The sequence below is a fragment of the Pseudarthrobacter sp. RHLT1-30-1 genome (assembly GCF_059383415.1).
Genome location: NZ_JBWZCG010000028.1, coordinates 14,144 through 40,118, shown reverse-complemented (window position 1 = coordinate 40,118; position 25,975 = coordinate 14,144). Strand labels below are relative to the sequence as shown.

The following is a 25,975-nucleotide window of genomic DNA, read 5'->3' as shown; positions in this document are numbered from 1 at the left end:
CGCCCGCCCTCGTAGCTCAGTGGATAGAGCACGGCTCTCCTAAAGCCGGTGTCGTTGGTTCGATTCCAATCGAGGGCACTTGAACCCCCAGTCCCCGGACGACGCTCCGGATTTCGATCTCAGCGCCTACCTGCAGGGCGACTGGACCGTGCAACGCACCCTCCTCGACCGGTCCACCGGCACCCACGGGACCTTCACCGGCGTCGTCCGCTTCACCGAAACACCCGGCGACGGCGGCCTCCGCCTCCGCGAAGAGGGCACCGTTTCCTGGGCCTCCGTCCCCGGCGGACCGGTAGGCACACCGTTCACCGCTCCCGCCAGCCGGGAGTACCTGCTCCGCCCCGCCGGCGCACCGGACTCGATGGACATGTCCTTCCCGGACGGCCGGCCGTTCCACCGCATCGGCTTCGGCCCGCAGAGCAGCCAGGACCAGCACTGGTGCGACCCTGACACCTACCGCGTGCACTACACCCGGATCGGCCCGGACGAATTCCGCTACGAGTGGGCTGTCACCGGGCCGGCCAAGGACCAGCTGCTCACGTCGATCCTGCGCCGCGCCACGGGTTCCGCGGCATGAATCCGCTCATCGTTGTCTCCGCGGTCTGTGTCTTCGACGAGGCAGGACGACTCCTGACCGTCCGCAAACGGGGCACGGACAAGTTCATGCATCCCGGCGGGAAGCCCGAGGCGGGCGAGACCGCAGCCCAGACGGCCGCCCGGGAACTGGCCGAAGAAGTCGGGATCGTCCTCGCAGCGGACGACCTGGTACTTCTGGGCATCTGGTTCGCGGACGCCGCCAACGAGGCCGCCACGCAGATCCAGGCCACTGTCTTCACGGCCCCGGGAGTCTGGCAGGCCCATCCCTCCGCCGAAATCGTCGAGATCCGCTGGCTCGACCTGGCCGGGGAGCTGCCGGACGATCTCGCCCCGTTGCTCACCGACCACGTCCTGCCCGCCCTCGCCGGCCATGCCGGCTGACCAGGCCCGGCCGGCTGACCAGGCCCGGCCGGCTGACCAGTCGGGCTAGATTCCCGGAACGGCGTCTTCGGCCACGGCACTGGCCTCGCTGAACTGGGTGCGGTACAGCTCGGCGTACCGTCCCTCGGCGGCGAGCAATTCGGTGTGCGTGCCGCGCTCGACGATCCGGCCGTCCTCCACAACCAGGATGGCGTCCGCGGCCCGGATGGTGGAGAGCCGGTGTGCGATCACGACGGCGGTGCGGCCCTCGAGCGCCGCCCCCAGCGCCGCCTGGACCGCGGCCTCATTGGTCGAGTCCAGGGCCGCGGTGGCCTCGTCCAGGATCACGACGCGCGGCTGCGCGATGAGCAGCCGGGCGATGGTGAGCCGCTGGCGTTCGCCGCCCGACAGCCGGTAGCCGCGCTCCCCCACCACGGTATCCAGGCCGTCCGGAAGGGAGCGGATCATGTCTTCCAGCCGGGCCTGCCGCAGCACGTCCCACATCAGCTCGTCGCTGGCCTCCGGACGGGCCAGTCGCAGGTTGGAGGCGATGCTCTCGTGGAACAGGTGGCCGTCCTGCGTGACCATGCCCAGGGTCTGCCGCATCGAATCGAAGGTCAGGTCACGGACGTCGACGTCGGTCCCGGGCGTGCTTCCGCCGAAGCGGACGGCGCCGGAGTCGACGTCGTACAGGCGCGAGAGCAGCTGCGCGATGGTGGACTTCCCGGCGCCCGAGGAGCCCACCAGGGCGACGGTCTGGCCGGGTTCCACGCGGAAGCTGATGCCGTGCAGCACCTCTTCGCCGCCACGGGTGTCGAGTGTGGACACGTCCTCCAGGGAGGCCAGCGAGACCTTGTCGGCCGCTGGGTAGGAGAAGCGCACGTCGTCGAACTCCACGGACAGCGGCCCGGCCGGCGAGGACACCGCGTCAGGCTTCTGCTGGATGAGCGGCTTGAGGTCCAGGATCTCGAAGACGCGTTCGAAGCTGACCAGGGCGCTCATGATTTCGACCCGGGCGTTGGAAAGCGCGGTGAGGGGCGCGTAAAGGCGCGTGAGCAGCAGTGCCAGCACGACGACGTCGCCCGCGGCCAACTGCCCCTGCAGCGCGAGGAAGCCGCCCAGTCCGTAGACCAGTGCGAGGGCCAGCGCCGAGACCAGGGTCAGGGCGGTCACGAAGGTGAACTGCAGCATCGCGGTCCGCACGCCGATGTCCCGGACGCGGCCGGCGCGGGCCGCGAATTCGCGGGATTCCTCGTCGGGGCGGCCGAAGAGCTTCACCAGGGTCGCGCCGGGGGCGGAGAAGCGCTCTGTCATCTGGGTGCCCATGGAGGCGTTGTGCTCCGCCGCTTCGCGGCGCAGGTCCGCAAGTTTGGAGCCCATCCGGCGGGCCGGAATCAGGAAGATCGGCAGCAGGATCATGGCGAGCACGGTCACCAGCCAGGACTTGCCCATCATCACCACGAGGGTCAGGGCGAGGGCCACAACGTTGCTGACGACGCCGGACAGGGTTCCGGCAAAGGCCGACTGCGCGCCGATCACGTCGTTGTTCAGCCGGCTCACGAGTGCCCCGGTGCGGGTGCGGGTGAAGAAGGCGATCGGCATTTTCTGCACGTGGTCGAAGACCTTGGTGCGCAGGTCCACGATCACACCTTCGCCGATGATGGAGGACAGCCAGCGGGTGACCAGCCCCAGTCCGGCCTCGGCGACCGCCACAATGGCAATCAGCACGGCCAGCCAGACCACGACGTCGGTGCCCGCACCGGCGATGATCGCGTCAACCACCTGGCCGGCGAGCACCGGGGTGGCGACGGCCAGCACGGCCATCACGATAGATAGCAGGACGAAGGCGATCAGCTTGCCCTTGTGCGGGCGGGCGAAGCCGAACACCCGCTTGAGCGTCTCCTTCGAGAACGGCTTCGAGCCGCTCGAAGCGCGCGTGATGTTGTAAAGGGAGCTCCAAGCTACCCGGTCCATGCTCATTTTTTGTTGCCTTTCGGGGCGGTATGGCCCAAGAGCTCGGTGACGACGCCGTTGTCCACGTTCCAGCGCGCGTCAAGGCGCACGTTTTCCAGCAGCCGGCGGTCGTGCGTGACCAGCAGCAGGGCGCCTTCGTAGCTTTCGAGGGCTTCCTCGAGCTGTTCGATCGCCGGCAGGTCCAGATGGTTGGTGGGTTCGTCCAGTACCAGCAGGTTCACGCCGCGGGCCTGCAGCAGGGCCAGGGCAGCCCTGGTCCGCTCCCCCGGCGAGAGCGAATCCACCGGGCGGGATGTGTGGTCGGCCTTAAGCCCGAACTTGGCCAGCAGGGTGCGGACTTCCGCGGGGGTCTGGTCCGTCAACACGGCTTCGACGGCGTCGCCCAGTTTCAGCTCGCCGGCCAGCAGCCCGCGCGCCTGGTCGATCTCACCGAGGGCGACCGATGCGCCCATCGAGGCGTCGCCGGCATCGGGCCGCTGGGCGCCCAGCAGCAGGCGGAGCAGGGTGGACTTGCCCGCACCGTTGGGCCCGGTGATGCCAATCCGTTCCCCGGCGTTGAGCTGCAGGTTCACCGGTCCGAGCGTGAAGTCCCCCTGGTGCACCACGGCGTTGCGGAGCGTCGCCACAACGGCGCTGGAACGCGGGGCTGCCCCGATGCTGAACTGCAGCTGCCATTCCTTGCGTGGTTCGTCGACCTCCTCAAGCCGGGCGATGCGGGATTCCATCTGGCGGACCTTCTGGCCCTGCTTTTCGGAGGACTCGGTACTGGCCGCGCGCCGGATCTTGTCGTTGTCCGGGCTCTTCTTCATCGCGTTGCGGACGCCCTGGGAGCTCCACTCGCGCTGGGTCCGGGCCCGGGAGACGAGATCGGCCTTGGTGTTGGCGAACTCCTCATACCGTTCGCGGGCATGCCGGCGCGCCACGGCCCGCTCTTCCAGATAGGCCTCGTAGCCGCCGTCGTAGACCGCCACGGAGTTTTGCGCAAGGTCCAGTTCCACGATGGTGGTCACGCAGCGGGCGAGGAACTCCCGGTCATGGGACACCAGCACCACGCCGCCGCGGAGGCCCTGCACGAACGCCTCGAGTTTGGCCAGCCCGTTGAGGTCCAGGTCGTTGGTGGGTTCGTCCAGCAGCACAATGTCGAAGCGGCTCAGCAGCAGCGCCGCCAGCGCCACGCGGGCCGCCTGGCCGCCGGAGAGCCCAGTCATGTCGGCGTCCTGGCCGATTTCGAGGCCCAGGTCCGCCAGTACGGGCGGGACGCGGTCTTCCAGGTCCGCGGCGCCGGAGGCCATCCAGCGGTCGAACGCGAGCGAATAGTCGTCGTCGGAACCCGGCGCGCCAACGCCCAGAGCCTCGGCCGCGGACTCCATATCCTGGGTGGCCTGGGCGCAGCCGGTGCGCCGCGCGATGTAGCCGCCGACCGTTTCGCCCTCGATCCGTTCGTGTTCCTGCGGAAGCCAGCCCACAAACGCGTCTGCCGGGGAAAGGCTGACGGTTCCTTCCTGCGGCGCGTCGACGCCGGCGAGCAGCCGGAGCAGCGTGGATTTGCCCGCGCCGTTGGCGCCGACGACGCCGACGACGTCCCCCGGCGCGACGGTCAGGGAGAGTTTGGAGAAGAGGGTGCGGTGGTCGTGGCCACCGGTAAGGTCCTTGGCAACAAGGGTTGCAGTCATTAGTCCATCCTCTCACCGCGGCCCAAAACCGGAGGCCCAAAACGGTCCGCCGGCGGGCAAGCCAGGCGGCCGGGGGACGCCGGGCATGAAAGAACCCGCCGGTCCGGACTTGGGGGGTGTACGGACCGACGGGTTCGAGCATTTAGCATAGTTGAATCAGCACCTCCCGTAAAATCAAGGAAGCCGGCGCTTCACCGAACCTCAGAAACCGCGCCGGCCTTCGACTCTGCAGGAAGCCATAAATGCCCCTACCCGCCAAGGCGTTTCAAGTCTGGCTCCATGTCGTCGCCCCCAGCGCGAGTACGTCCGACATTTGCAGGATCTCCGGGATCAAGCGCACCACCCTCGCCCAGCAGCTGGTTCGCGGAAAAGTCGCCGAAACCACCCTCGTCAGCATCAGCCGGGCCCTGAAGTTAAGTCCGCTCGCCGAACTGGCTGGCTTCGACGCCTACGCCGAGCTGTCCGGGCAGCCGCAGCCGCCGACCGCCGCCGAGCTGGTCAGCCAGGTTGCCACCATGGATCTGCTCCGCGCGGTGATTTCCCGCGCCTCCCCGGCGTACGGCGGCTACGGCGATGACGGCAGCGCCTTGACGCCGGCGCTCGGGCCCGCCCCGCATGCCACCTCGGTCAGAAACTGGGTGGACGCGATCGACGACGGCGAGTTGCGGCACCGGGTCTCGGCCACCACCGGCGTGGCGCCGCAGAACTATTCGGCCCAGTTGACCGCCAACCGGCTCTCCCCGGAACTGGCGGTCGCGACTGCCCGCGCCGCGGGCGTAGGATTCACTGGCGGTCTCGTCGCCACGGGCCTGATCACGGAAGCCGAGGCCGGCTGGCCGCCGGGGGCAAAACAAGCCGCACTGGACGCCCTCTCCGACGGCGAGCTCACGGCCCTTGCCGGCGAGCGCCTGCAGTCCCTCGGTAAAACCCTGCGCCGCCAGGAACACGAACACGAACAAACCAAAAAGATATGGGAGAACCTCGGATGATCGCGATCCTGCAGTGGACCACTCTGGCGGTCTGCGCTCTCATCGCAATCGCGCGGATTCCCAGTGCCCTCAGGGGTGAGAACAGGTCCATTTTCGGCGTCTTTGCGCTGTCTACCCTTGCCATTCTGCTCAGCATCGACGTGAGCTATAGCGCCGTCGACTCGTGGCTGGGTTCGGAGAACTTCACAAATCTCCTTCTTCGGTTTGTCGTTTATGGGGCATTGCTGCTGGCCGGATACCGGATAGCCAAGGCCTTCGCCGCCCGGAAGAGCATCCGCCTCATCGCCGGCCCAGTGGGCATGGGTGTGCTCGCCGTCATAGGCATCGCCACAGTCATTCTCTTTCTGTTGGCTGACACCGCGGGAACCGCCACCGGGTTGAGCGGGTTGCCCGCTAGAAGCCCTCAGAATGCGGCGCTCATCGAAGCGTACGCCGCCGCCGGTCGCCTCTACCCGGCCTACGTGGCCGTTTGCATCCTGCCCGCCACCTACCTGGCCATCGGTCAGCGGCTGCCCAGAACCATCCGCATCGGAGCACTATTGCTGACCATCGCCTTCGCCGGCATGGTCATCGGAACCTTCTTCCCCTTGATCCCACCGCAAGTTGTATACCTCCAAGCTGTCATTAATTACACCGCGGTGTTGTGCCTTTCGCTGGGTCTCGCCCTCATCTGGATCTCCGGTTTGATGGCAAAGCGGGCAACGAAACCCCGATGAAGTCCCGGACTAAATTGCCCGGATAGACACTGCGATGTGAGGCGCTGAGCGCGTTCGGAGAACCCTGACTATGGCAACCCTGGAATGGGCAACCGTGGCGTTCTTCCTGATGTGGTTCGGCCTTGGGCTCCGTCGTTGGCCTCGCCGCGTTCTGGTTCCCGGGCTGATCGCGGACAGATCAGGTAACGCTCAGGCAACATTACGTCAGGCTACCCGCTAGGCATTCACAAAATCATTAGACCATGAGAGAATCATGAATGTGTGAATGCGGCAGTCGTTTCGTGAACGGGATAATCCGTGCGAAACCAAGGCAGCCGTCCAAGCGCCATTGGGGGGATGAGTGGTAGCGGTCCAACTGGACCGCTCCCACTCAGCCTGTTTAACGCCCCCTTTGCCGGGGCGTGTGGGTTTCCCCAGGCCGCGGACCTCAGCGCCCGAATCTCAAAGTGACCAGCTGGAAGGGCCGAAGCGCCAGGTCCGCTGAGTCCCCCGCCGCCGACGCCGTGACTCCCGGCGCTGCGGCCGGACGCTCCAGCAGGTCCACCGGGTGGACGCTGTTGGTGCCGAAGCGGGCGGTCACAAGTCCCGCGGAGCGCTCCCCCAGCGATTCGTAGATCCGCACGATCACATCGCCTGAGCCATCCTCTGCCAGTTTCACGGCTTCCACGACAAGGGCCGGGTTGGAAACCGTGATGATCGGTTCCACGCCGTGGGCGCCCTGCAGCACCCTGGGCGCAAGGTTGGTGCGGTAGCCCTCCTCGACGGCGTCGGCGATGCCGGCACCGGGCCGGATGGTGACGTTCAGCTCGTGCCGGCCGCGGTCCGCGCCGGGGTCCGGAAACCTGGGCGCGCGCAGCAGCGAGAGCCGGACCGTGGTGGTCGTCCCGCTGTCGTCCTGGCGGACGGTCCGGGTGACGTCATGACCGTAGGTCGATGAGTTGGAGACCGCCACCCCGTAGCCGGGCTCGGCGACGTGGATCCACCGGTGGGCGCAGATCTCGAACTTCGCGGTTTCCCAGGAGGTGTTGAGCGTTGTCGGGCGGAAGACGTGGCCGAACTGCGTCTCCGAGGCCGAGCGGTCCGCCCGGACGTCGAGGGCGAACCCGAGTTTGAGCAGCTTTTCGCTTTCCTGCCAGTCAACGTCGGTGGAAATGGCCAGCGACGCAGCCCCGGGCTCCAGCGAGATCCGCTGGGTCACCGCGGAAGCGCCCGCCAGGCGTTCCACGACGACGGCGGCGCCTCCGCCGCTGCTCTCGACCGCCAGCGAATTCGCAGCGGTCAGCTGGACGACGTTGCGGCGGTAGAAGGCGTCGATGTCCCAGGCATCCCATTCGTTGGGTGTGTCCCGGTGAAGCTCCAGCAGGTTCCCGAACTCCCCGGGGGCGATCGCGTCGCGCCCGCTCGCATAGTCGATCAGCGATTCCAACAGGCCGTCGGCGTTGAGGACGGCGCGGATGATCCCGTTGTCGAGGATGTAGCCGCCGCCGGCTTCGGTGACCAGCACCGGCTGTCCGGTGATCGCCGGTTCTGCCGCGCCGAGCGGGGCGACGCCGTGACGGGGGTGCGGGGCTGCGTTGAGCAGGAAGTCGGTGTCCCCGGCACCCAGCACCGCAGCGGCGGCGTCGGCGATGATTGCCTCGAGTGCAGTGCCGACGGCGGTGTAGTTCCGCTCGGCGTCCTGGTGCACCCACGCGATGGAGCTGCCCGGGAGGATGTCATGGAACTGCTGCAGCAGGACCAAACGCCAGAGCCGCTTGAGCTCTGCCGCCGGGTAGCTGAACCCGGTGCGCACCGCCGCCGTGGTGCACCAGAGTTCGGCTTCGCGGAGCAGGTGCTCGCTGCGGCGGTTGCCCAGTTTGGTCTTCGCCTGGCTGGTGTACGTGCCGCGGTGCAGTTCGAGATACATCTCGCCGACCCAGACCGGGAGTGCCTCGTACTCGGCCTGCGCCCGGGCGAAGAAGCTCGCGGCGGAGCCGAGCTCCACTTTCGGCGATCCCTCAAGGTCAGCGGTGCGGCGCGCCGCCGCGAGCATCTCGCGGGTGGGCCCGCCGCCGCCGTCGCCGTAGCCAAACGGGACCAGCGACGTCGTGCCCCGGCCGTGGTCCCGGTAGTTGCGCTCGGCGTGGGCGAGCTCCCGGCCGCTGAGTTCGGAGCTGTAGCTGTCCACCGGCGGGAAATGTGTGAAGAGCCGGGTACCGTCGATCCCTTCCCAGTTGAACGTGTGGTGCGGCATCCGGTTGACCTGGTTCCAGGAGATTTTTTGGGTGAGGAACCACTTGCTGCCGGCGGCCTTGACGATCTGCGGCATGGCCGCCGAGTAACCAAAGGTGTCCGGAAGCCAGGCTTCCTCGCATTCCACGCCGAATTCGGCCAGGAAGAAACTCTTCCCCTCCAGGAACTGGCGGGCAATTGCCTCGCCGCCGGGCATGTTGGTGTCCGACTCGACCCACATGCCCCCCACCGGGACAAACTGGCCGGTTCTGACCTTCTCCGTGATCCGTTCGAAAAGCTCGGGGTACAGCTCCTGGATCCAGGCGAGTTGCTGGGCCGAGGAGCAGGAAAACACGAACGCGGGATCCTCGTCCATCAGTGCAAGGACGTTGGAGAAGGTGCGGGCGCACTTACGGATGGTTTCGCGGACGGGCCAGAGCCAGGCGGAGTCGATGTGCGCGTGCCCGGTGGCGAGCAGGTGGTGCGCCGAGGCGTAGGCCGGCCGGGCCAGGACGCCGGCGAGGGCTTTCCGGCCCGCGGCTGCCGTGCCCGGGATGTCATCAGGATCCATGACGTCCAGCATGCGTTCCAGGGCCCGCAGGATTTCATGGCGGCGGGGAAGTTCCATCGGCAGCTCGTGCATGAGGCCGGACAGCGTCCAGATGTCCTGCTGCAGCTCCCAGACGGTCTGGTTGAGCTCGGCGATGGCGATCAGGCCGAGGCGGTACTTCGGTTCGTTTCCGGAGGTCGCCTTGTCGCCGTAGGGCGTGGCCGCGAACGTCCACCCCTGTGACAGATCGGGGTTGGCGGCGGCTTCCACGAAGAAATCGACGGACGTTCCACTGCCGAGGAGTTTAAGCGGGATGTACTGGTTCCGCGGCGAGATGGCTTTGACGATGGTTCCGTCCGGCCGCCAGGCGATTCCCTCGCACTGAAACCCGGGAAGGTCGCTGTTAAAACCCAGGTCCACGATGATTTCCACCGAGGTGCCGGGCGCCGTTCCCCAGGCGTCCGGCACCTGTCCCTGCAGGCGGAGCCATTTGGTGCTCCATGGCCGTCCCCAGGCGGCTCCGTGCTCCTGGGGCGTGAACGTCTGCCGCAGCGCCTCCGTGGCGGGCACCGGCTCATCCGGGACGTCCCAGCTGCTCAGGGTGAGCGGCACACTGCGCGGGTAGACCGCGGGGACGATGCGTTCGCGAACAAAACGGTCGAGCCGGACTTCCGTGAGACGGCGGTCGTCGTGCAATGAGTTCCTCTTAGCGCTGCGTGGATGACTCTGAAATGCATCCAATCGTTGGATAAAACTTACGTCGCCGCTCCTCCCAAACCAAGGGGGCCTTCAGTTGACGCTAGCTGCCGACGGGCGCGGGCACGCCGGCCACTCGCCCGGCGCCGGCGTACACATTCAGCGACGTGCCGCGGCTGAACCCGGCCAGTGTGATGCCGCTGGCCTCGGCCAGTTCAACGGCCAGGCTCGACGGCGCGCTGACCGCGGCCAGGGCGGGGATCCCGGCCAGGGCAGCCTTCTGCACCAGCTCGAAGGACGCCCGCCCGGAGACCTGGAGCACGGTGCCGCGCAGCGGCAGCAGGTTTTCCCGGAGGGCCCAGCCGACCACCTTGTCGACGGCATTGTGGCGTCCCACGTCCTCGCGCACGCACAGCAGGTCGGCGGAGCCGTCCTCGGCGATCCGGAAAAGTCCGGCCGCGTGCACGCCGCCGGTGACGTCGAAGACTGCCTGGGCTTCCCGCAGCCGGTCCGGGAGGGACGCGAGCGTGGCCAGCGGGACTATCAGCGGGTCCTCGGCCGGGCTGTAGTGGGAGGACTTGTGCACTGCTTCGATGGAGTCCGTGCCGCAGATGCCGCAGGAGCTGGAGGTGAAGATGTTCCGCCCGGTGTCCGGGCGGACGACGTCCGGCCTCAGCTGGGCTTCCACCACGTTGAAGGTCTGGACGCCGTTCTCGTCCTCCCCGGCGCAGAACCGCAGCGAGACGAGCTGTTCGGGGCTCCAGATGATGCCCTCGGAGACGAGGAAGCCTGCCACGAGGTCAAAGTCGTGTCCTGGTGTCCGCATCGTGACAGAGAAGGACATCCCGCCGAGCCGGATTTCCAGCGGCTCCTCTACGGCGAGCACGTCCTCCCGGTGCCGGACGGGGAATTCGAGGGCCTGCGGCGACCCGTCGAGGACATATTTGTGCACCTTGCGGCGCTGTGTGAGGCGGCCCATCAGGTTTTCCTAACCAACATAACTCCATCATGGCAAGCACTGGGCCGGGTGGCCAGCGCGCGTTTCAGGCCGGGCATTACCCCAGCAGTTCGCTCCAGTCCACCGGGCCGGGGGTGCCGGCGGGCTTCCGGGCGGTCCGCTTGGGGGCGGGCTTGTCCTTCGCCGGGACGGGTGCCGGGAGGGCGGCACGCCAGGGAAGGGCGAAGGCAGGGACGAGTTCGCCCAGCTGCACTCCATGCGGCGGGACCACCAGGACGCCGTCGGCTGCGGCCAGTCCGCGCATCATCCCCGGGCCGGTGTGCTGCGCCGGAGAGGCCATGCCGTAGAGGAGCCGGAACGGCATGAGCCGGGTCCTGCCCGGGTCGGGTTCGATCATGGAGCCGCAGGGAAGCTCGGTGACGGGCGTCGGGGTCCGGTGCCCCAGCGCCGCAAGCAGCGGGGCCCCAATGGTTGACAGGGCCATCATGGCCGCGAGGGGGTTCCCGGGAAGCCCGATAATGAACCTGCCGTCCGGCAGTTCAGCCAGCACGGCCGGATGGCCCGGCCGCATGGCGATGCCGTCGATGAGCAGGCGTCCGCCGAGCTCCGCGACCGAACGGCGCAGGTGGTCGGTGCCGGACCTGCCGGTGCCGCCCGTGGTGATGACGACGTCGGCGGGCAGCAGCTCCGCGGCCGAGGGACCGGCCGGCTGCGCGGCTGGAGCCGCGCCGTTTTCCGCCGCGGGGTCGGTGTCCTCGAGGGCGGTGAGCCATTCGGCGTAGCTGTCGCCGATTTTCGTTTCGCCGGTGCAGATTCCGCCGAGCATCTCCACGACGCCTGCGAGCTGGGGGCCGAAAGTGTCGCGCACCTCCCCCGGCTGCGGGATCCCCGCCGAGACCACCTCCGAGCCGGTGAACACCAGCCGGACCAGGGCTTTGCCCAGCACCGGGAGGGCGTCGTGACCGCCAACGGCAGCGAGCGCGAGGTGGGCGGGGTTGAGGAGGGCGCCAGCCTTGATCAGCACTTCGCCGGCGGCGGCTTCCTCCGCGGCTTTGCGGATGTGTTCGCCGTTCCGCGGCTCACCGGGTTTGGCGCCGCCGCCGAGGCGAAGGACTGGCAGCCCGTCCTCGTCGCTGGCGATCGTGCCGCTCTCGCTGCGCAGCACGGCCTTCGCCCCGGGAGGGATCAGTCCGCCAGTGACGATCGGACTGGCCTGGTGGGGTGCCAGCCGCTGGCCGGGTTCCGCGAGGATCCAGGGTCCGCTGCCGTTGACGGCCCAGCCGTCCATGGCGGAGGAGGCGTAGTGCGGCAGGTCCACCAGTGCTTCCACATCGGCGGCAAGTGTCCGGCCCAGGGCCTCCCGGAGGGCAACGGGTGCGGCGGGGATCGGAGTCGCGCAGCCGAAGGCGAGCTGCCAGGCTTCCTGCCAGGTGTGGGCAAGGGGCCGATGCGGCGCCTCCGTCTGGGGCACCTCGCTGGCCGCGTCGCTAATGAGCCCCGCGGAACTCTCGTCTTGGTGCCCGGCGGGCGCGGCGGCAGGCGCGGCGGCGGGCGCGGCGGCGGGGCTGGTGTCGGGGGTGTTCGTTGCAGGCTCGTCCCCGGCGGCAGCTGGGCTGCCGTGAGGGGGTGCAGGTGTCATGCCCCCGAGGCTTCGCTGGCCGCGTAGTCCGTGGCGAGTTTGCGGGCTACGCCCATCGCGGCCTGCATGGAGACGGAATCCGTGGCCTGCCCGGAGCCGGAGGCCAAACCGGCCGCGAATCCGGCGATAAACGTCGTCAACGGTGCGGCCGGGCGCACCACGGAGTGAGCTGCCACTCCGGCGAGGGCCAGGACCTCGTTCACGTCAACCTCGACGTCTTCCAGTTCCAGGGCCTGAAGCAGGGCACGGCACCAGTCTTCGAGTGTTTCATCCTGGCTTTTCACCGTTTGCCTCCAAAGTTGAGTTCAGCTGGGGTCCCCGGGCCGGATGCCATGGTCTCGGCTGCCCCGTGCAGGACTGTCGCGTTCGGGACGGTCGTGTTCAGGACGGTCGCTGCCATGCCGGTCCGGCGGGCGGGTAACCCCTAATGCGGAGGCATCGTCCCAAGTGTCCACATCATCCGTGGACCCTTCGGGGACGCTTACTTCCCGCACCTCCAGCCTAGCAAGAAGCGCGAATACCGAGGCATTTTCGAGGGCACCGCGCCGGGCTGCATCGGCCGCGCGCCGTTGTAGCACAGCTGTGCGATATAAGCCCATGAGAGGTTGCCGGTGTCCATCACGAGACACTGCCATGAGCCCGTCGTGCACCTCCGCTTCGGCGGCCGCGCCGAGCAACGCCCGGATGGCGGCGCCCGCCCCGGGCATGTCGCAGGCAAGGACGAGGGTGAAGGGCGCGGCGGAAGGGTGGCGCGGGTCGTGGGCGCGGTTCCGTTCCAGGGCGGCGAGTCCTGCCGCGATGGCGGCGGCAGGCCCGGCAAAGGGCGGATCCTCCCGGCATCTGACCACACCGTCCGGCAGGGTGCCGGGGTCGGGCCCGACGACGGCGACCGCCGCCGCCCCGCGGGCGGCCCGAAGGGCGAGCTCAAGGAGGGTGGCGCCGTCGTGCATCAGGCCCGACTTGGGCACCCCGCCCAGCCGGGATGACCTCCCCCCGGCGAGGATGACAGCATCAAATTCCACCCGCCCAGCCTAGCGCGGCCCTGCAGACTGCCACTCCGGCCGGACCGGATCCCCGGACCGGCCGAGATCGGACCGGACCGCCGGACCGGATCAGGCAGCAGATTCCGGCAGCAGGAAAGGGTCCCAGGCCGGCGTCGGCTTCTCCAGTTCCTTGATCTGCCAGGTTGTCCCGCGGGGCGGCGCCGGGCTGAAGCCCAACTTCCAGCCCATTTCACCCGGCGTGTGGTCCCCTTTGGCATTGTTGCAGCGCAGGCAGGCCGCGACGAGGTTCTCCCAGGAATCCGCACCACCCCTGGATTTGGGTTGGACATGATCAATGGTGTGCGCCGCCTTCCCGCAGTACGCGCAACGGTGTCCGTCCCGGCGAAGCACGCCGCGGCGGCTGACAGCCGTTATGTTGTTGTACCGGGGCCTGATGTAGCGATTCAGCAGAATCACCGAGGGCCGGCCAAGGACGTCCTGGGGCCCGACGACAGGAGTGTCGCCTTCCGCCACGACGCTGGCCTTTCCGGTCAGCACCAGCACGAGTGCCCGGCGGAAAGTGACAACCGCCAGCGGTTCATATCCAGCATTTAGAACGAGAGTGCGCATCCGCATACCTCTTCACGGCCGCACCCGCCAGGGGCACGAGGGCCGGCTGCCCTCTGCTTGGTCGGGCTATGGACAAAACAAGAGTAAACACGGAGGTGCCGATTTACCGAATATTTTTCCCGCGCCGCGACCGCAGCCCTCGAAAGTTCACCCGGCGGCAATGCAAAAGGACCCCCGCCAAACGGCGGGGGTCCCTCGGGTTTGCTGCTGTGGTCTTAGGCGCCGACGCGGATGAAGACCGGGCCGGAGCCGACGTTGACGGACTGCAGGGACGTGGTCCCGCCGTTCCAGCCGCCGTGGACGGCCATGCCGTTGCCGACGTAGACAGCGATGTGGGCCATGCCCGAGCCGCCGTTCTGGTAGTACGCGAGGTCGCCGGAGCGTGCCTCGGCGGCGCTCACGGTGCGGCCGAGGGACAGGTAACCTGCCGGCCAGCCGTGGTAGTTGATGCCGGCAGCAGCCAGCGCGTTGGTAACGAGGGCGGTGCAGTCCTGGCCAATACCGAGCTGGGCGTAGGCAGCGGCGGCGATCGTGGCGCCCATGCCGCTGGCGACGGCGGGTGCCTTGGTGCTGGCAGTTGAGGCGGCCGCCAGGGTGGCGCCACCGACCTTGGTGCCGGAGGTCTTGGCAGCGGGTGCTTCCTCGACCTTGACGACGGGCTTGGGGGCCTCGACGACGGGGGCCGGGGAGGTGGTGACGGCCGGCTTCTCGTAGGAGATGGCGATCGTGGAGGCAGCCGAGATGGTCGCCGGGGAAGCAGCCTGAACCTCAAGGGTGGAAGCGGAGGTGGCTTCGCGCTGGACATTGGCCTCAGCAGCGTTGGCTGCGATACCGCTGGTCAGGACGAGGCCGGAGGCAGCAACGATGACGGCTGCCTGGCGACCCATGCCGCCGGCGTTGTCGCCGACAGCTTTGGCAATGACGGCCAGCGAGTTGGTCTTGGTGACCTCGGCGCGGTGCCGTGCGTTTGCACGAGTAGTCATTAAGTTCTCTCTTTCGTGATCCTGGGTCCGCGCTTTTTGGGCGCGGTCTGAGGACGCTCCGGCATCTTGGGGGTACGCCGGATCGCCCCGAAATGGGTTACTTAGCGAAGGGTGTACTGCGAAGACGCGCCAAAAGCGGGAACTGCTTGCAGGTGCATGGCCTGCGGGCCGGACTCAGCAGAAATTGAGTCGGCGGTATGGAATCCGTTCCGGGCACCGGCAAGGGCGACACGGCGGTTGGATTCCAGCGGGCTCGTAAGAGCCGCGCGAGCGCGGTTAAGCGCAGCATTGTGGCGTGAAGACACGAAAGTAGCCTCTCCCAATGCCTGCGAGGTGAGCTGTCGGATTCGGATGGGAGTCACCCGGCCGCGCTGCTTCCTGGGAAGCATTGCGACTTAACCCCAAGGTCTTCTTGCGAAGACCAAAATTGGTTCCCCCGCCCCTGCCAGACGATGTCATGCGAACGGACCTTGAGCGGTGGCAGAGCTAGGCAATCCACTCAAGAGCGCCAACTTCGGAAAAGTTGGCGTAGCTCAAACGGTACAGCAGTTGGGAGGCAATGTCACATTCAGATCACGGCGTGTCACAAGAATGCGAGAGCGTCCCATCAGCTCTTAGAGCCAGCCGGTCGGATCGACGACTTCGCCGTTGACCATGACTTCAAAGTGCAGGTGGCAGCCGGTGGAGGCGCCAGTGGTGCCGCTCATTGCCACGACATCGCCGCGGGAGACCTGCTGGCCCACCTTGACGGTGGCTGACGACAGGTGGTTGTAGGTGGTCTCCAGGCCGTTGCCGTGGTCGATCACCACCCGGTTTCCGCCGCCATAGGGATGCCATCCGGTGAACGTCACGGTGCCGCTGGCGGCCGCAAGGACGGCGCTGCCGCACTGGGCGGCATAGTCCTGGCCGCGGTGGAATTCCCCGGAGCCGCCGGTAATGGGGCTGACGCGGTAACCGAAGGGTGACGCGGTTATCAGCTGGGCGAGGGGCGCCCCGAGGCTGCCCGCGGAGGCTGCACGGGTGATCGAGCCGGCGGACTGCGCGCTCAGCAACTGCTTGAGCTTTCCGTCCGGGTCACCCTGGGTGGTGACGGCGCTGCGGCTGAAGTCAATCTTGGCGTCGTCGGCCGTGATGTCCGGCTGGACCGCGGCGGAGATGGAACCGGCGGCGGAGGTGTCCGTGGCCATGACCGGGCCCGTCGCAGGGACGGCGACAGTGAGGACCAGTCCCGTGGCGGCCAGGGCGAGGCCGGCCTTTTGCCCCACGCCGCTGGCGGCCGCGAAGTCAGTTACCTGCCGGAACGGGCTGCGGCGGTCCCGGCGTGCGTCGCGGTGCGCGTCACGTGGGCGGTCTGCCGGCAAGGCGACGGCCGGACGGGGCTCCGGAGCAGGACCGGTCGCACGACGGCGGCCCCTGGCGGTCTGGGTGGTCAAAAGGTTCCTCTCTGGAGAGCCTGCGAAGTTAGCTGTCGGATTCGGGTCAGAGAGTTCAAAGACCCGGTCCGCCGTGGCAAGAATCCAGGCACAAAGGGACCCGAAGGGTCCATCGGTGGAGGGTACTTGCCGCTGACGGACTTCACCCCAAGGCTGTTGAACAGCCGGAAGTGGTTCCCCCGCCCCTGCCAGAAAGGTGGTTCTGTTACTGATCCGCTGGCAGAGCTCGGCTTCGGATCAGGTAACGCTTTGGTATCGGTACTAGAGACCAACTATAGGCGATGAAGCCATTCAGAGATAAATCCGTTATGGAACCTGTGCGCAACTCAGGGGTGGTCCCCTCAGCGGACAGCTAATACCGGTGAAGCGGCGTTAATCGACGGTAACGAAGACGTGGGCTGCAACCTCGGGCGGCAGCTCCAGCGCGCCTTCGATCTCCGGCACCCGCACCGAGATGTATTCGCCCACCCGCTCCAGCGAAACACTGGCGCCAGGGCGGATGCCTCCCTCGTCCAGTTGGACGAGCAGTTCCGGTTCCACCTGGATGGGCTCCGCGAGCCGGCTCACCCTGATCCGGGAATCCGGCCCGTAGCCTGCCATGGCGTCAAGCAGGTTCACGACGACCGGAGCGTTGGGCTCGGACGCCAGGCCGCCCAGTTCCGCGAGGCCGGGAATCGGGTTGCCGTACGGCGAGACCGTGGGGTGGTTCAGCAGGTCGAAGATCCGCCGCTCCACCCGTTCGCTCATAACGTGCTCCCAGCGGCAGGCTTCCTCATGGACATAGGCCCAGTCGAGGCCGATCACGTCGGCCAGCAGCCGCTCGGCGAGGCGGTGCTTGCGCATCACCCCAATGGCACGTTTCCGGCCGGTTTCGGTCAGTTCAAGGTGCCGGTCGCCGGTAACAACGACCAGGCCGTCGCGCTCCATGCGTCCAACGGTCTGGGAAACGGTCGGGCCGGAGTGGCGCAGCCGCTCGGCGATGCGGGCGCGCAGGGCAACAATGTTTTCTTCTTCAAGTTCGAGAATGGTCCGGAGATACATCTCGGTTGTATCGATCAGGTCCGTCATTCAGCTCAGCTCCTCGAGCGCCGTCCTTGCGTGATTCCCACGGTACCGCCTGCGGCTGGCGCCCTCGCGGGGTCCGCTACGTTCGCAGGCCAGCTTAGCCTATTTTGAATTACTCCGGATAATCTCAATGACCGGACTGTGACGGTCTCTTTTCCCTGCGGCGCCCGGCAGTCAGGCAGAATGAAACGGTGGCTCCGCCGCAGCCATCCTGCCGGGCCGCCCCGAGCCGCACCTCGTACCTGCCGAAAATTGGAGCCACAGTGAGCGACACCAGCATCACGATTCCCGCAAATCTCCTGCCCAAGGACGGCCGGTTCGGCGCCGGACCGTCCAAGGTCCGTCCCGAACAGCTGGCGGCCTTGGCCGCGTCGTCGAAGCTGCTGGGCACGTCCCACCGGCAGGCGCCGGTCAAGAACCTTGTGGGATCGGTCCGGACCGGGCTCAGCGAGTTTTTCCGCGCCCCCGAGGGCTACGAGGTCATCCTGGGTGTCGGCGGGTCCACCGCGTTCTGGGACATCGCGAGCTTCGGCCTGGTCGAGAACAGGGCACAGCACTTGTCCTTCGGCGAGTTTGGCTCAAAGTTTGCCGCCGCCACCAACAAGGCACCGTTCCTCGCGGACTCTTCCATCATCAAGTCCGAGCCCGGCACGCGCCCGGCCGCCCGGGCCGAGGCCGGCGTCGACGTCTACGCCTGGCCGCAGAACGAAACGTCCACGGGCGTGGCTGCTCCGGTCCGGCGCGTGGTGGGTGCCGACGCGGACTCCCTCGTCCTGGTGGATGCCACCTCGGCTGCCGGCGGGCTCGACGTCGACGTCGCTGAAGCGGACGTTTACTACTTCGCCCCGCAGAAGAACTTCGCCTCCGACGGCGGCCTGTGGCTGGGCCTGTTCTCCCCGGCAGCGCTGGAACGCGCGGCGCGGATCAAGGCCGGCGGACGCTGGATCCCGGACTTCCTGGACCTCCAGACGGCGATCGACAACTCACGGCTGAACCAGACCTACAACACGCCGGCACTGGCCACGCTCGTCACCCTGGACGCCCAGGTGCAGTGGCTCAATGCCAGCGGCGGGCTCGACTTCGCCTCGGCACGGACCGCGGATTCGGCCGGCCGCATCTACCGCTGGGCCGAGGCATCGGAATACGCCACGCCGTTCGTCGCGAAGGCTGAAGACCGGTCCAACGTCATCGCCACCATCGACTTCGACGACTCCATCGACGCCGCGGCGATTGCCAAGGTGCTTCGCGCCAACGGCGTCGTGGACACCGAGCCATACCGCAAGCTGGGCCGCAACCAGCTCCGCATTGCGACCTTCGTGGCGATCGAGCCGGACGATGTGTCGGCGCTGCTGGAATGCATCGACTTCGTTGTGGGCGAGCTGAAGAAGTAGCACCGCGCCCGTCCTGGCCCGTCCCGGCGCTGAAGCGTCAGCGGTCGACGGCGTCGTCGGCGTCGTCCGGTTTCTGTCCCCGTCCGGCGCCGTCCGCGTCTGGTCCGGTTCCGTCGGGGCCCCGGGCACCGGCGGATACCACACGGAAGTGCTGCAGCCCGCGGGCGCGGCGGTCGAACCGGATCCGTAACTGCAGGGCCCTGACAATCCACACCAGGCCGATCAGGGCCGCGACCAGGCCGGAGGCCGCCGCGACGCTCAAGGACCAGCGGGGGCCGGCGACGTTGGCGATCCATCCCACGAACGGCGCCCCGATGGGTGTGCCGCCCATAAAGATGGCCATGTACAGCGCCATCACGCGGCCGCGCATCACGGGGTCCGTGGTCGTCTGGACGTAACCGTTGGCGCTCGTCAGCATGGTGATGGCGAAGAGCCCCACCGGAACCAGCGCCACACCGAACCAGAAGTAGCTGGGGGCCAGCGCGGCGATGCCCGAGGTCACACCGAAGGCTCCGGCAGCCCCGAAAATGATCCGCAGCCGGGGCTTTTTTCGCCCGGCGGAGAGCAGTGCCCCGGCGACGGAGCCAATGGCCATGATGGAATTCATCAGACCGAAGGCGCCGGCGTCCAGGCCGAATTCCGTTCCGACCATGGCCGCGATGAAGAGCACGAAGTTCAGTCCGAGGGTGCCCACAATAAAGACGGCGACCAGCACCACCACGATGTCCGGGCGGAACCGCACATACCTCAGCCCCTCGCGGATCCGGCCCTTGCCGGCCGCTGCCCGGGGCAGCTGGCGCAGCGACGCCGTCGGAATCCGCCACAGGCTAAGAAGCAGGGCGACGAAGGTCAGGGTGTTGATCAGGAAGACCCAGCCGGGGCCGACGGCGACCGTGAGGACGCCGGCGACTGCGGGCCCGATCATCCGGGCGACATTGAAGGACGCGCTGTTGAGGGCCACCGCGTTGGGCAGGTAATCGTCGCGGACAAGTTCGGAGACGAACGTCTGGCGCACGGGGGCATCGAGGGCAGACACAACACCGAGCAGCAGGGCGAAGCCGTAGACATGCCACAGCTGCGCCGCCCCGGAAATTACCAGGATGCCCAGGCCCGCGCTGAGCAGCCCCATCGCGGACTGGGTCAGGATGAGCAGCTGTTTGCGGTTGAAGCGGTCGGCCACCAGCCCGGCCACGGGGGCGAGGAAGAGCTGGGGGCCGAGTTGCAGGGCCATGGTGAGGCCCATGGCGCTGGCATCGTGCTCGGTCAGGTGGTCAAAGACCAGCCAGTCCTGGGCGGTGCGCTGCATCCAGGTCCCGATATTGGAAATGACCGCCCCGATGAACCAGATCCGGTAGTTCAGGATATGCAGGGACTTGAAGGTGGACATCATGTCCAGCCCTCACTATTCCGGCCCCCGGATGGTTCCAACCGTTAGTCAGCCTGCCTTGAGGGCAAATCGTCGTCCGGGGCGTCTGCGGAATCCTCACCGTCGTCAGAGTCGTCGTCGTCAACAGCGTCGTCGTCAACATCGTCGGCGTCGTACTCGTCGCCGGCTCCATCGGCATTTCCATCGGCGTCGTCGGAGTCGTCCTCGGGACTGTCCGCGGGATCGGGGGCGCTGTCGGCGGCGGGTTCGCCCGCGTCGGGCAGGGGTGCGGCAGGGGCGGCGTCCGCAAGTTCATCCTCGCCCTGTTCGTCGCCCGGGCGCACGCGCTCGGCCCACGGGATCCAGTCCGGCGCCAGGATCGACTCTTCGGAAGGCAGCAGGCCCAGCTCGTCGACCGTAACAACCTTGGACCGCGAGTTGCGCGTGAGCACGGCGTACCATTGCCAGCCCCCGTAGCCGGCCAGCCTGGACTCGAAGAGGTGGGTGACCAGGCGGTCCCCCTCGCTCTTGGCTGCCAGGTGCGGGCCGATCTGTTCGGCGGGGGCGATCCCTTCCAGGGCGGCACGGGCGGCGTCGACGGCGGCAGCCAGGAAGGCGTCGGGCTTGCCGGTGCGCCAGACGGGAACGCCCGGGCGCGGCTTGGAGCCGACGTTTGTGCCGGCGTTCGTGTCCCCGGCCCGGGGCGCGTTCTGATCAGATTCCGGAGTCATCGCGGGACCTACGCGTCCAGCTCGTCGGCAACCTTACGCAGGGCGACGGCAATCGCCTTGCCCTTGTTGCCTTCCGGGTATTTGCCGGCGGACAGCGTTCCGGACAGGTTGTCCAGCACGGAGACGAGGTCCTGCACCAGCGGCGCAAGGTCTTTCGGGCTGGGCCGCTTGGCCTTCGCGATGGACGGCGTCTTGTCCAGCACACGCAGACCCAGGGCCTGGGCGCCCTTGCGCCCGTCGGCCACGCCGAATTCGACCCGGGTACCGGCTTTAAGTTCGGTTACGCCCTCGGGCAACGCCGACTTGGGCAGGAAGACCTCCTGGCCGTCCTCGCCCGCGAGGAATCCGAAGCCCTTTTCCTTGTCATACCACTTGACCTTGCCGGTAGGCACGTAATCAACCTTCTTCGTTCTGCTGGTGACACGGCCGACGGCCACCGCATCCGCATGGATATGCGGGTTCAGGGTATGACTGCCCGGACCGTGTTGGTCTGTTCCTTCAAGGTTATCCTGCCAATCCCACTTTGGCCGTTTGGGGCGCGGGACAGGCCGGACTGTTAGCGTTAGCACCATGACACCATTGCGTTTCCGACGGCCACTGTTGATCGTTGCGGCCGCCTGCGCCGTTCTGTCGCTCGCGGCGGTCGGCGTCGTGATGGCGATGGCATTCGACAACGCCGTGTCCCCCGTTTGGATCACGTCCACGGCCCTCTACGGGCTTCCCGTCGCTTTCCTGCTGATGCTCCTGCTCGTCATTGATGGTGTGGCAGCCCGGCGACGGACCCGACGGCCCGACGAAAGGTAGCCTTGCACTGATGTCCCTGATCCGCGCGCTCAGCAAGGAACTCCAGGCACGCAGCGACGATTCGTTGCGGGCCCTGTTCGCCGCGCGGCCGGACCTCATCTCCCCCGGCGTGCCGGACTTCGCTGCCCTCGCCGCCCGGGCCAGCGGCCGCGTCAGCGTACAGCGTGCCCTGGAGCGGCTCAACCGCCCGCAAATGCAGGTCCTCGAGACCCTGCACCTGTGCACGAACACGGACACCGGGCACAGCGCCTCCGCCCCGATGCTGAAAAAACTCATCAACGCCGCCACCCTGAACTCCATCGAAAAGATGCTGCATTCGCTGCAGGAACTGGCCCTGGTCCACCGGGCGGAACCCCCGCACGGCGCCGCACCTGCTGCCGCTGCGAAGCTTCGCTATTACCTGCCGGTGGGCAGCCTCAAGGACGTGATCGGCATCTACCCGGCCGGGCTGGGGCGCAGCTACACCGAACTCGTCCGGCTCCAGCCGGCCTTCGCCCAGCGTGTGGTCCAGCTGGTCGGGGAACTCCACCGCAGCGGAGCGGCGATCTCCCCGGCGACCACGCCGATGGAGGCCGCGTTGTCCCTGCAGCACTGGACCGCCACCCCGGAATCCCTCCAGCGGATCCTGGCCGCCGCCCCGGAGCGCACAGCGGCGCTGCTCGCACGCTTCGGCAACTGGGCCATGGGCGCCGTCCCGCAGGCGCAACGGCGCGCCTCCGTCCTGCACGAGCCCACCGACGTCCGGCCCGTGGACTGGCTCCTGGCCCGCGGGTTGTTGGTGCCGCTGGACGCCGCCCACGTGGAGCTCCCGCACAGCGTCGGTGTGTCCCTGCGCGGCGGTTACGTGATCGAGAAGTTTGCCCTGACTCCCCCGGTGCCGCGGCTGGGTTCCACGACCGCGGCGCTGCGCCGCAACGCCGCCCTTGGCGCGATCGCCGAGACCCTCCGGCTCGTCGGCGAACTGCTTTACGCCGTCCGGGAACAACCCCTCGTCACCCTGCGCAGCGGCGGTGTGGGCGTCCGGGAGCTGAAACGCCTGGCGGACGGGCTGCAGCTCGGGCTGCACGAGGCCGGGGTGCTGGCGGAGTTATGCGCCCTGTCCGGCCTGATCCGCCTGGACGTGGATAATTCCGCCTGGGTCCAGCCCGCCCAGCTCGAATGGCAGACGCTTCCGCGGCAGGAGCAATGGCTGTGGCTCGTCAACGCCTGGCTCGCCAGCGAGCGGGCGCCGTCCCTGGTCGGCCAGCCCGTCAACGGCCAGGCGGCGGTCCCGGCCCTTCACCGGGGTGCGGCCGGGAATACCATCAACGCGCTGTCGGCCGAGGCGCAGCGGCCGGACGCTCCCGTGGTCCGGAAGCGGATCCTGGAAATTATTGCCGAGCTGACCGGGGAGGCCGCGGCCGCGGACGGGCAGGCGCCGGTACTGGACGCCGCGGCCGTGCTCGAGCGTGCCGATTGGACCCAGCCCCGGATGGCACGGCGTTTCAGCTCGCTGATCGGGGGTGTCCTGGCCGAGGCCGAAATGCTGGGCCTGATCGGCTCCGGCGCACTCAGCCAGATCGGAGCGGCCATCGCCGCGGAGCGGCCCGACGAGGCGATGGGGATCCTGGGCGAACACCTGCCGGCGGCCCTGAACCATGTCCTGCTCCAGGCGGACCTCACCGCCGTGGCGCCCGGCTACCTCGCCCCGGAACTGACCGAAAAGCTCCTCACCATGGCCGATGCCGAAGGCCAGGGCCCGGCAACGATCTACCGTTTCTCCGTCGCCTCGGTCCGGCGGGCGCTCGACGCGGGCCAGGACGCCCAGACTATGCTGGATTTCCTGGACCTGCACTCGGCCACCGCGATTCCGCAGCCGCTGAAATACCTGATCGAGGACACCGCCTCCCGCCATGCCAAGCTGCGGGTGGGGTCCGCCGCGACGTTCATCCAGAGCGACGACGAAACGGCGCTCCTGGAACTGCTCAACGCGCCCGGCGCCTCCACCCTGGGCCTGGTCCGGATCGCACCCACCGTGTTGATTTCGCGGGCGGGGCCGCGGGAAACGGCGCAGGTCCTCCGCCACCTTGGGCTGTCCCCTGCGGTGGAGGAATCCGACGCCGGCGGCGTCCGGCTGCGACGCACCACCGCGGTGCCGGGCAGCGCGCGCCCGGTATACAGCGCTCCGCGCACCGCCCCTCCGGAGGCCGACGTCGATGCCCAGCTGGCCGTGCTGCGCAGCGAGCGGCCCTCCGGCAGTAGCAACGGGCACGCTGCCGTCCTGCCCGGCAGTGAGGAATCGACCCAGCTGGGGCTGGAAACCCTGCAGAAGGCGATCCGGCTCAAGCAGCGTGTGGTGATCAACGTCGTCGACGGCTTGGGGAATGCCGTGCGGGAAACGGTTGTCCCCGTAGCTGTGAACGGCGGACGGGTGCGGGTGTTCGATCCGGCGAAGGAAACCGAACGTGTCCTGTCCATCCACCGGATTATTGACGTTGAAGTCGCAGAGGAACTGCTCCAGTGAACGATGGACCGCTGATCGTCCAGAGTGACAAAACCATCCTGCTCGAAGTCAACCACGAGCTCGCCACCGAGGCACGGCATGCCATCGCGGCGTTCGCCGAGCTGGAACGCGCCCCCGAGCACATGCACAGCTACCGGCTCACGCCGCTGGGCCTCTGGAACGCCCGCGCCGCCGGCCTCGACGCCGAAAAGGTGCTGGACACCCTGCTGAAGTACTCCCGTTTCCCGGTGCCCCACTCGCTGCTGATCGACGTCGAGGAAACCATGTCCCGCTACGGCCGGCTGCGGCTCGAAAAGGATCCCCAGCACGGCCTGGTCCTGCGCACCTCCGACTATCCGGTCCTGGAGGAAATCAGCCGCGCCAAAAAGATCGCCCCGCTGCTGGGGCCGAGGATCGATGGCGAAACCGTCGTCGTGCATTCCTCCCAGCGCGGGCAGCTCAAGCAGCTGCTGCTCAAAATCGGCTGGCCGGCCGAAGACCTGGCCGGCTACGTGGACGGGACGCCGCATCCGATCATGCTCGACGAATCCGGCTGGAAGCTCCGCCCGTACCAGCAGCTGGCGATGGAGAACTTCTGGGCCGGCGGCAGCGGCGTCGTTGTGCTTCCCTGCGGGGCCGGCAAGACCCTGGTCGGTGCCGCCGCGATGGCCACTAGCTCCACCACGACGCTGATCCTGGTGACCAATACCGTTTCCGCCCGGCAGTGGAAGGACGAGCTGCTGAAGCGGACCTCCCTAACCGAAGAGGAGATCGGCGAGTACTCCGGCTCCGTCAAGGAAGTCCGCCCCGTCACGATCGCCACGTACCAGGTGCTGACCACCAAGCGGGGCGGGCTCTACCCGCACCTGGAACTGGTGGACGGCAACGACTGGGGACTCATCATCTATGACGAGGTCCACCTCCTGCCCGCCCCGATCTTCCGGATGACCGCAGACCTGCAGGCGCGCCGCCGGCTCGGGCTGACCGCCACGCTGGTCCGGGAAGACGGCCGCGAGGGCGAAGTCTTCAGCCTGATCGGACCAAAGCGCTACGATGCGCCGTGGAAGGACATCGAGGCGCAGGGCTACATCGCGCCCGCCGACTGCGTCGAGGTCCGGATCGACCTGCCCCGGGACGAGCGCGTGGCTTATGCCATGGCAGAGGAAGCGGACAAATACCGGCTGTGCGCCACGTCCGAATCCAAGACCCTGGTGGTGGAACGGCTCGTGGCCGAGCACGCGGGCGAGCAGCTGCTGGTGATTGGCCAGTACATCGACCAGCTGGATGAGATCGGCGAGCGCCTGCAGGCGCCGGTGATCAAGGGCGACACATCCGTCAAGGACCGGCAGAAGCTCTTTGCGGCGTTCCGCGCCGGGGAGGTGCAGACCCTTGTGGTGTCCAAGGTCGCCAACTTCTCCATCGACCTGCCCGAGGCTTCGGTCGCCATCCAGGTCTCCGGCTCCTTCGGTTCCCGGCAGGAAGAGGCCCAGCGCCTGGGCCGGCTGCTGCGGCCCAAGAAGGACGGCCGCGCCGCCCGCTTCTACTCCCTGGTGGCCAGGGACACCCTGGACCAGGACTTTGCGGCCAAACGCCAGCGCTTCCTGGCCGAGCAGGGCTACGCCTACCGGATCATGGACGCGAAGGATGTGGGGACAGCCAGCTGAGGCTGCCCCCTGCGTCAGCCGGGAATGAGCCCTCAGCCCGCCGGCAGGGATGAGTCGTCCACGCAACACACATCTGCCAT

General features: G+C 67.8%; 22 protein-coding genes, 1 tRNA gene and 2 riboswitches. Of the genes, 9 read left to right on the top strand and 14 right to left on the bottom strand.

Annotated elements, in window-relative coordinates; all coding sequences use genetic code 11:
• Positions 1 to 5: 5 nt before the first annotated feature.
• From AC50YM_RS17250 to AC50YM_RS17240, 3 genes are all read left to right on the top strand, one after another.
• Positions 6 to 78 (top strand) — tRNA-Arg (locus AC50YM_RS17250).
• A gap of 1 nt (position 79) precedes the next feature.
• Entirely contained in the window at positions 80 to 577 is a 498-nt protein-coding gene (locus AC50YM_RS17245) for a DUF6314 family protein (RefSeq protein ID WP_494958169.1), read from the top strand.
• Positions 574 to 978 carry an NUDIX hydrolase gene (locus AC50YM_RS17240; RefSeq protein ID WP_494958168.1) on the top strand — a complete coding sequence of 135 codons (405 nt, stop codon included), beginning with the start codon at positions 574 to 576 and terminating at the stop codon, positions 976 to 978. The genes AC50YM_RS17245 and AC50YM_RS17240 overlap by 4 nt, the downstream gene beginning before the upstream one ends.
• 45 nt (positions 979 to 1,023) lie before the next feature.
• Here AC50YM_RS17240 and AC50YM_RS17235 read toward each other — a convergent pair whose 3' ends face one another.
• Complete coding sequence (locus tag AC50YM_RS17235) at positions 1,024 to 2,937, bottom strand: ABC transporter ATP-binding protein (RefSeq protein WP_494958167.1); 1,914 nt, start codon at positions 2,935 to 2,937, stop codon at positions 1,024 to 1,026.
• Positions 2,934 to 4,604 (bottom strand): ABC-F family ATP-binding cassette domain-containing protein, encoded by a 1,671-nt coding sequence (locus AC50YM_RS17230; RefSeq protein WP_494958166.1) that lies wholly within the window; start codon positions 4,602 to 4,604, stop codon positions 2,934 to 2,936. The genes AC50YM_RS17235 and AC50YM_RS17230 overlap by 4 nt, the downstream gene beginning before the upstream one ends.
• Positions 4,605 to 4,846: 242 nt before the next feature.
• On the opposite strand from AC50YM_RS17230, the gene AC50YM_RS17225 reads away from it, so the two are divergent.
• Positions 4,847 to 5,593 (top strand): hypothetical protein, encoded by a 747-nt coding sequence (locus AC50YM_RS17225; protein WP_494958165.1) that lies wholly within the window; start codon positions 4,847 to 4,849, stop codon positions 5,591 to 5,593.
• Entirely contained in the window at positions 5,590 to 6,309 is a 720-nt protein-coding gene (locus AC50YM_RS17220; RefSeq protein ID WP_494958164.1) for a hypothetical protein, read from the top strand. The genes AC50YM_RS17225 and AC50YM_RS17220 overlap by 4 nt, the downstream gene beginning before the upstream one ends.
• A 427-nt stretch (positions 6,310 to 6,736) precedes the next feature.
• On the opposite strand, the gene AC50YM_RS17215 is transcribed toward AC50YM_RS17220, so the two are convergent.
• The 9 genes from AC50YM_RS17215 to AC50YM_RS17175 all read right to left on the bottom strand — a co-directional run bounded on the left by AC50YM_RS17215 (position 6,737) and on the right by AC50YM_RS17175 (position 17,460).
• Complete coding sequence (locus AC50YM_RS17215; protein ID WP_494958163.1) at positions 6,737 to 9,766, bottom strand: alpha-mannosidase; 3,030 nt, start codon at positions 9,764 to 9,766, stop codon at positions 6,737 to 6,739.
• Positions 9,767 to 9,869: 103 nt separating this feature from the next.
• Positions 9,870 to 10,745 (bottom strand): formate dehydrogenase accessory sulfurtransferase FdhD, encoded by an 876-nt coding sequence (gene fdhD / locus AC50YM_RS17210; RefSeq protein ID WP_494958162.1) that lies wholly within the window; start codon positions 10,743 to 10,745, stop codon positions 9,870 to 9,872.
• A 76-nt stretch (positions 10,746 to 10,821) separates the two neighbouring features.
• Positions 10,822 to 12,363: a molybdopterin molybdotransferase MoeA gene (locus tag AC50YM_RS17205; RefSeq protein WP_494958161.1), complete on the bottom strand. Its 1,542-nt coding sequence runs from the start codon at positions 12,361 to 12,363 to the stop codon at positions 10,822 to 10,824.
• On the bottom strand, positions 12,360 to 12,647 hold the full coding sequence (locus AC50YM_RS17200) for a DUF6457 domain-containing protein (protein ID WP_494958160.1): 288 nt from the start codon (positions 12,645 to 12,647) through the stop codon (positions 12,360 to 12,362). The genes AC50YM_RS17205 and AC50YM_RS17200 overlap by 4 nt, the downstream gene beginning before the upstream one ends.
• A gap of 21 nt (positions 12,648 to 12,668) precedes the next feature.
• Positions 12,669 to 13,385 carry a molybdenum cofactor guanylyltransferase gene (mobA, locus tag AC50YM_RS17195; RefSeq protein ID WP_494958159.1) on the bottom strand — a complete coding sequence of 239 codons (717 nt, stop codon included), beginning with the start codon at positions 13,383 to 13,385 and terminating at the stop codon, positions 12,669 to 12,671.
• Positions 13,386 to 13,475: 90 nt separating this feature from the next.
• Positions 13,476 to 13,976: an HNH endonuclease gene (locus tag AC50YM_RS17190; protein ID WP_494958158.1), complete on the bottom strand. Its 501-nt coding sequence runs from the start codon at positions 13,974 to 13,976 to the stop codon at positions 13,476 to 13,478.
• A gap of 215 nt (positions 13,977 to 14,191) precedes the next feature.
• Entirely contained in the window at positions 14,192 to 14,959 is a 768-nt protein-coding gene (locus tag AC50YM_RS17185) for an NlpC/P60 family protein (RefSeq protein WP_494958157.1), read from the bottom strand.
• Positions 14,960 to 15,268: 309 nt separating this feature from the next.
• Positions 15,269 to 15,427: riboswitch (cyclic di-AMP (ydaO/yuaA leader) on the bottom strand.
• A gap of 146 nt (positions 15,428 to 15,573) precedes the next feature.
• Positions 15,574 to 16,392 (bottom strand): M23 family metallopeptidase, encoded by an 819-nt coding sequence (locus AC50YM_RS17180; RefSeq protein ID WP_494958156.1) that lies wholly within the window; start codon positions 16,390 to 16,392, stop codon positions 15,574 to 15,576.
• Between the two features lie 2 nt (positions 16,393 to 16,394).
• A riboswitch (cyclic di-AMP (ydaO/yuaA leader) is annotated at positions 16,395 to 16,604 on the bottom strand.
• A 160-nt stretch (positions 16,605 to 16,764) separates the two neighbouring features.
• The gene (locus AC50YM_RS17175) at positions 16,765 to 17,460 is read right to left on the bottom strand and encodes an iron-dependent transcriptional repressor DtxR (protein ID WP_494958155.1); all 696 of its coding nucleotides are present in this window, start codon (positions 17,458 to 17,460) and stop codon (positions 16,765 to 16,767) included.
• A 260-nt stretch (positions 17,461 to 17,720) separates the two neighbouring features.
• On the opposite strand from AC50YM_RS17175, the gene serC reads away from it, so the two are divergent.
• Positions 17,721 to 18,848 carry a phosphoserine transaminase gene (serC, locus tag AC50YM_RS17170; RefSeq protein WP_494958154.1) on the top strand — a complete coding sequence of 376 codons (1,128 nt, stop codon included), beginning with the start codon at positions 17,721 to 17,723 and terminating at the stop codon, positions 18,846 to 18,848.
• A 37-nt stretch (positions 18,849 to 18,885) separates the two neighbouring features.
• Here serC and AC50YM_RS17165 read toward each other — a convergent pair whose 3' ends face one another.
• Genes AC50YM_RS17165 through AC50YM_RS17155 form a run of 3 tightly spaced genes read right to left on the bottom strand, consistent with a single transcriptional unit; the run spans position 18,886 to position 21,337 of the window.
• Positions 18,886 to 20,235, bottom strand: a complete 1,350-nt coding sequence (locus AC50YM_RS17165; RefSeq protein WP_494958184.1) for an MFS transporter — start codon at positions 20,233 to 20,235, stop codon at positions 18,886 to 18,888.
• 44 nt (positions 20,236 to 20,279) lie between these two features.
• Complete coding sequence (locus AC50YM_RS17160; protein ID WP_494958153.1) at positions 20,280 to 20,945, bottom strand: DUF3027 domain-containing protein; 666 nt, start codon at positions 20,943 to 20,945, stop codon at positions 20,280 to 20,282.
• Between the two features lie 8 nt (positions 20,946 to 20,953).
• Positions 20,954 to 21,337, bottom strand: a complete 384-nt coding sequence (locus AC50YM_RS17155) for a cold-shock protein (protein ID WP_494958152.1) — start codon at positions 21,335 to 21,337, stop codon at positions 20,954 to 20,956.
• A 178-nt stretch (positions 21,338 to 21,515) separates the two neighbouring features.
• On the opposite strand from AC50YM_RS17155, the gene AC50YM_RS17150 reads away from it, so the two are divergent.
• The 3 genes from AC50YM_RS17150 to AC50YM_RS17140 are packed head-to-tail and all read left to right on the top strand — an operon-like array spanning position 21,516 to position 25,895.
• Entirely contained in the window at positions 21,516 to 21,749 is a 234-nt protein-coding gene (locus AC50YM_RS17150; RefSeq protein WP_494958151.1) for a hypothetical protein, read from the top strand.
• Positions 21,750 to 21,759: 10 nt separating this feature from the next.
• Positions 21,760 to 24,252, top strand: coding sequence for a helicase-associated domain-containing protein (locus tag AC50YM_RS17145; protein ID WP_494958150.1), 2,493 nt, complete (start codon positions 21,760 to 21,762; stop codon positions 24,250 to 24,252).
• Positions 24,249 to 25,895 carry a DNA repair helicase XPB gene (locus AC50YM_RS17140; RefSeq protein WP_494958149.1) on the top strand — a complete coding sequence of 549 codons (1,647 nt, stop codon included), beginning with the start codon at positions 24,249 to 24,251 and terminating at the stop codon, positions 25,893 to 25,895. The genes AC50YM_RS17145 and AC50YM_RS17140 overlap by 4 nt, the downstream gene beginning before the upstream one ends.
• Positions 25,896 to 25,975 lie beyond the last annotated feature (80 nt).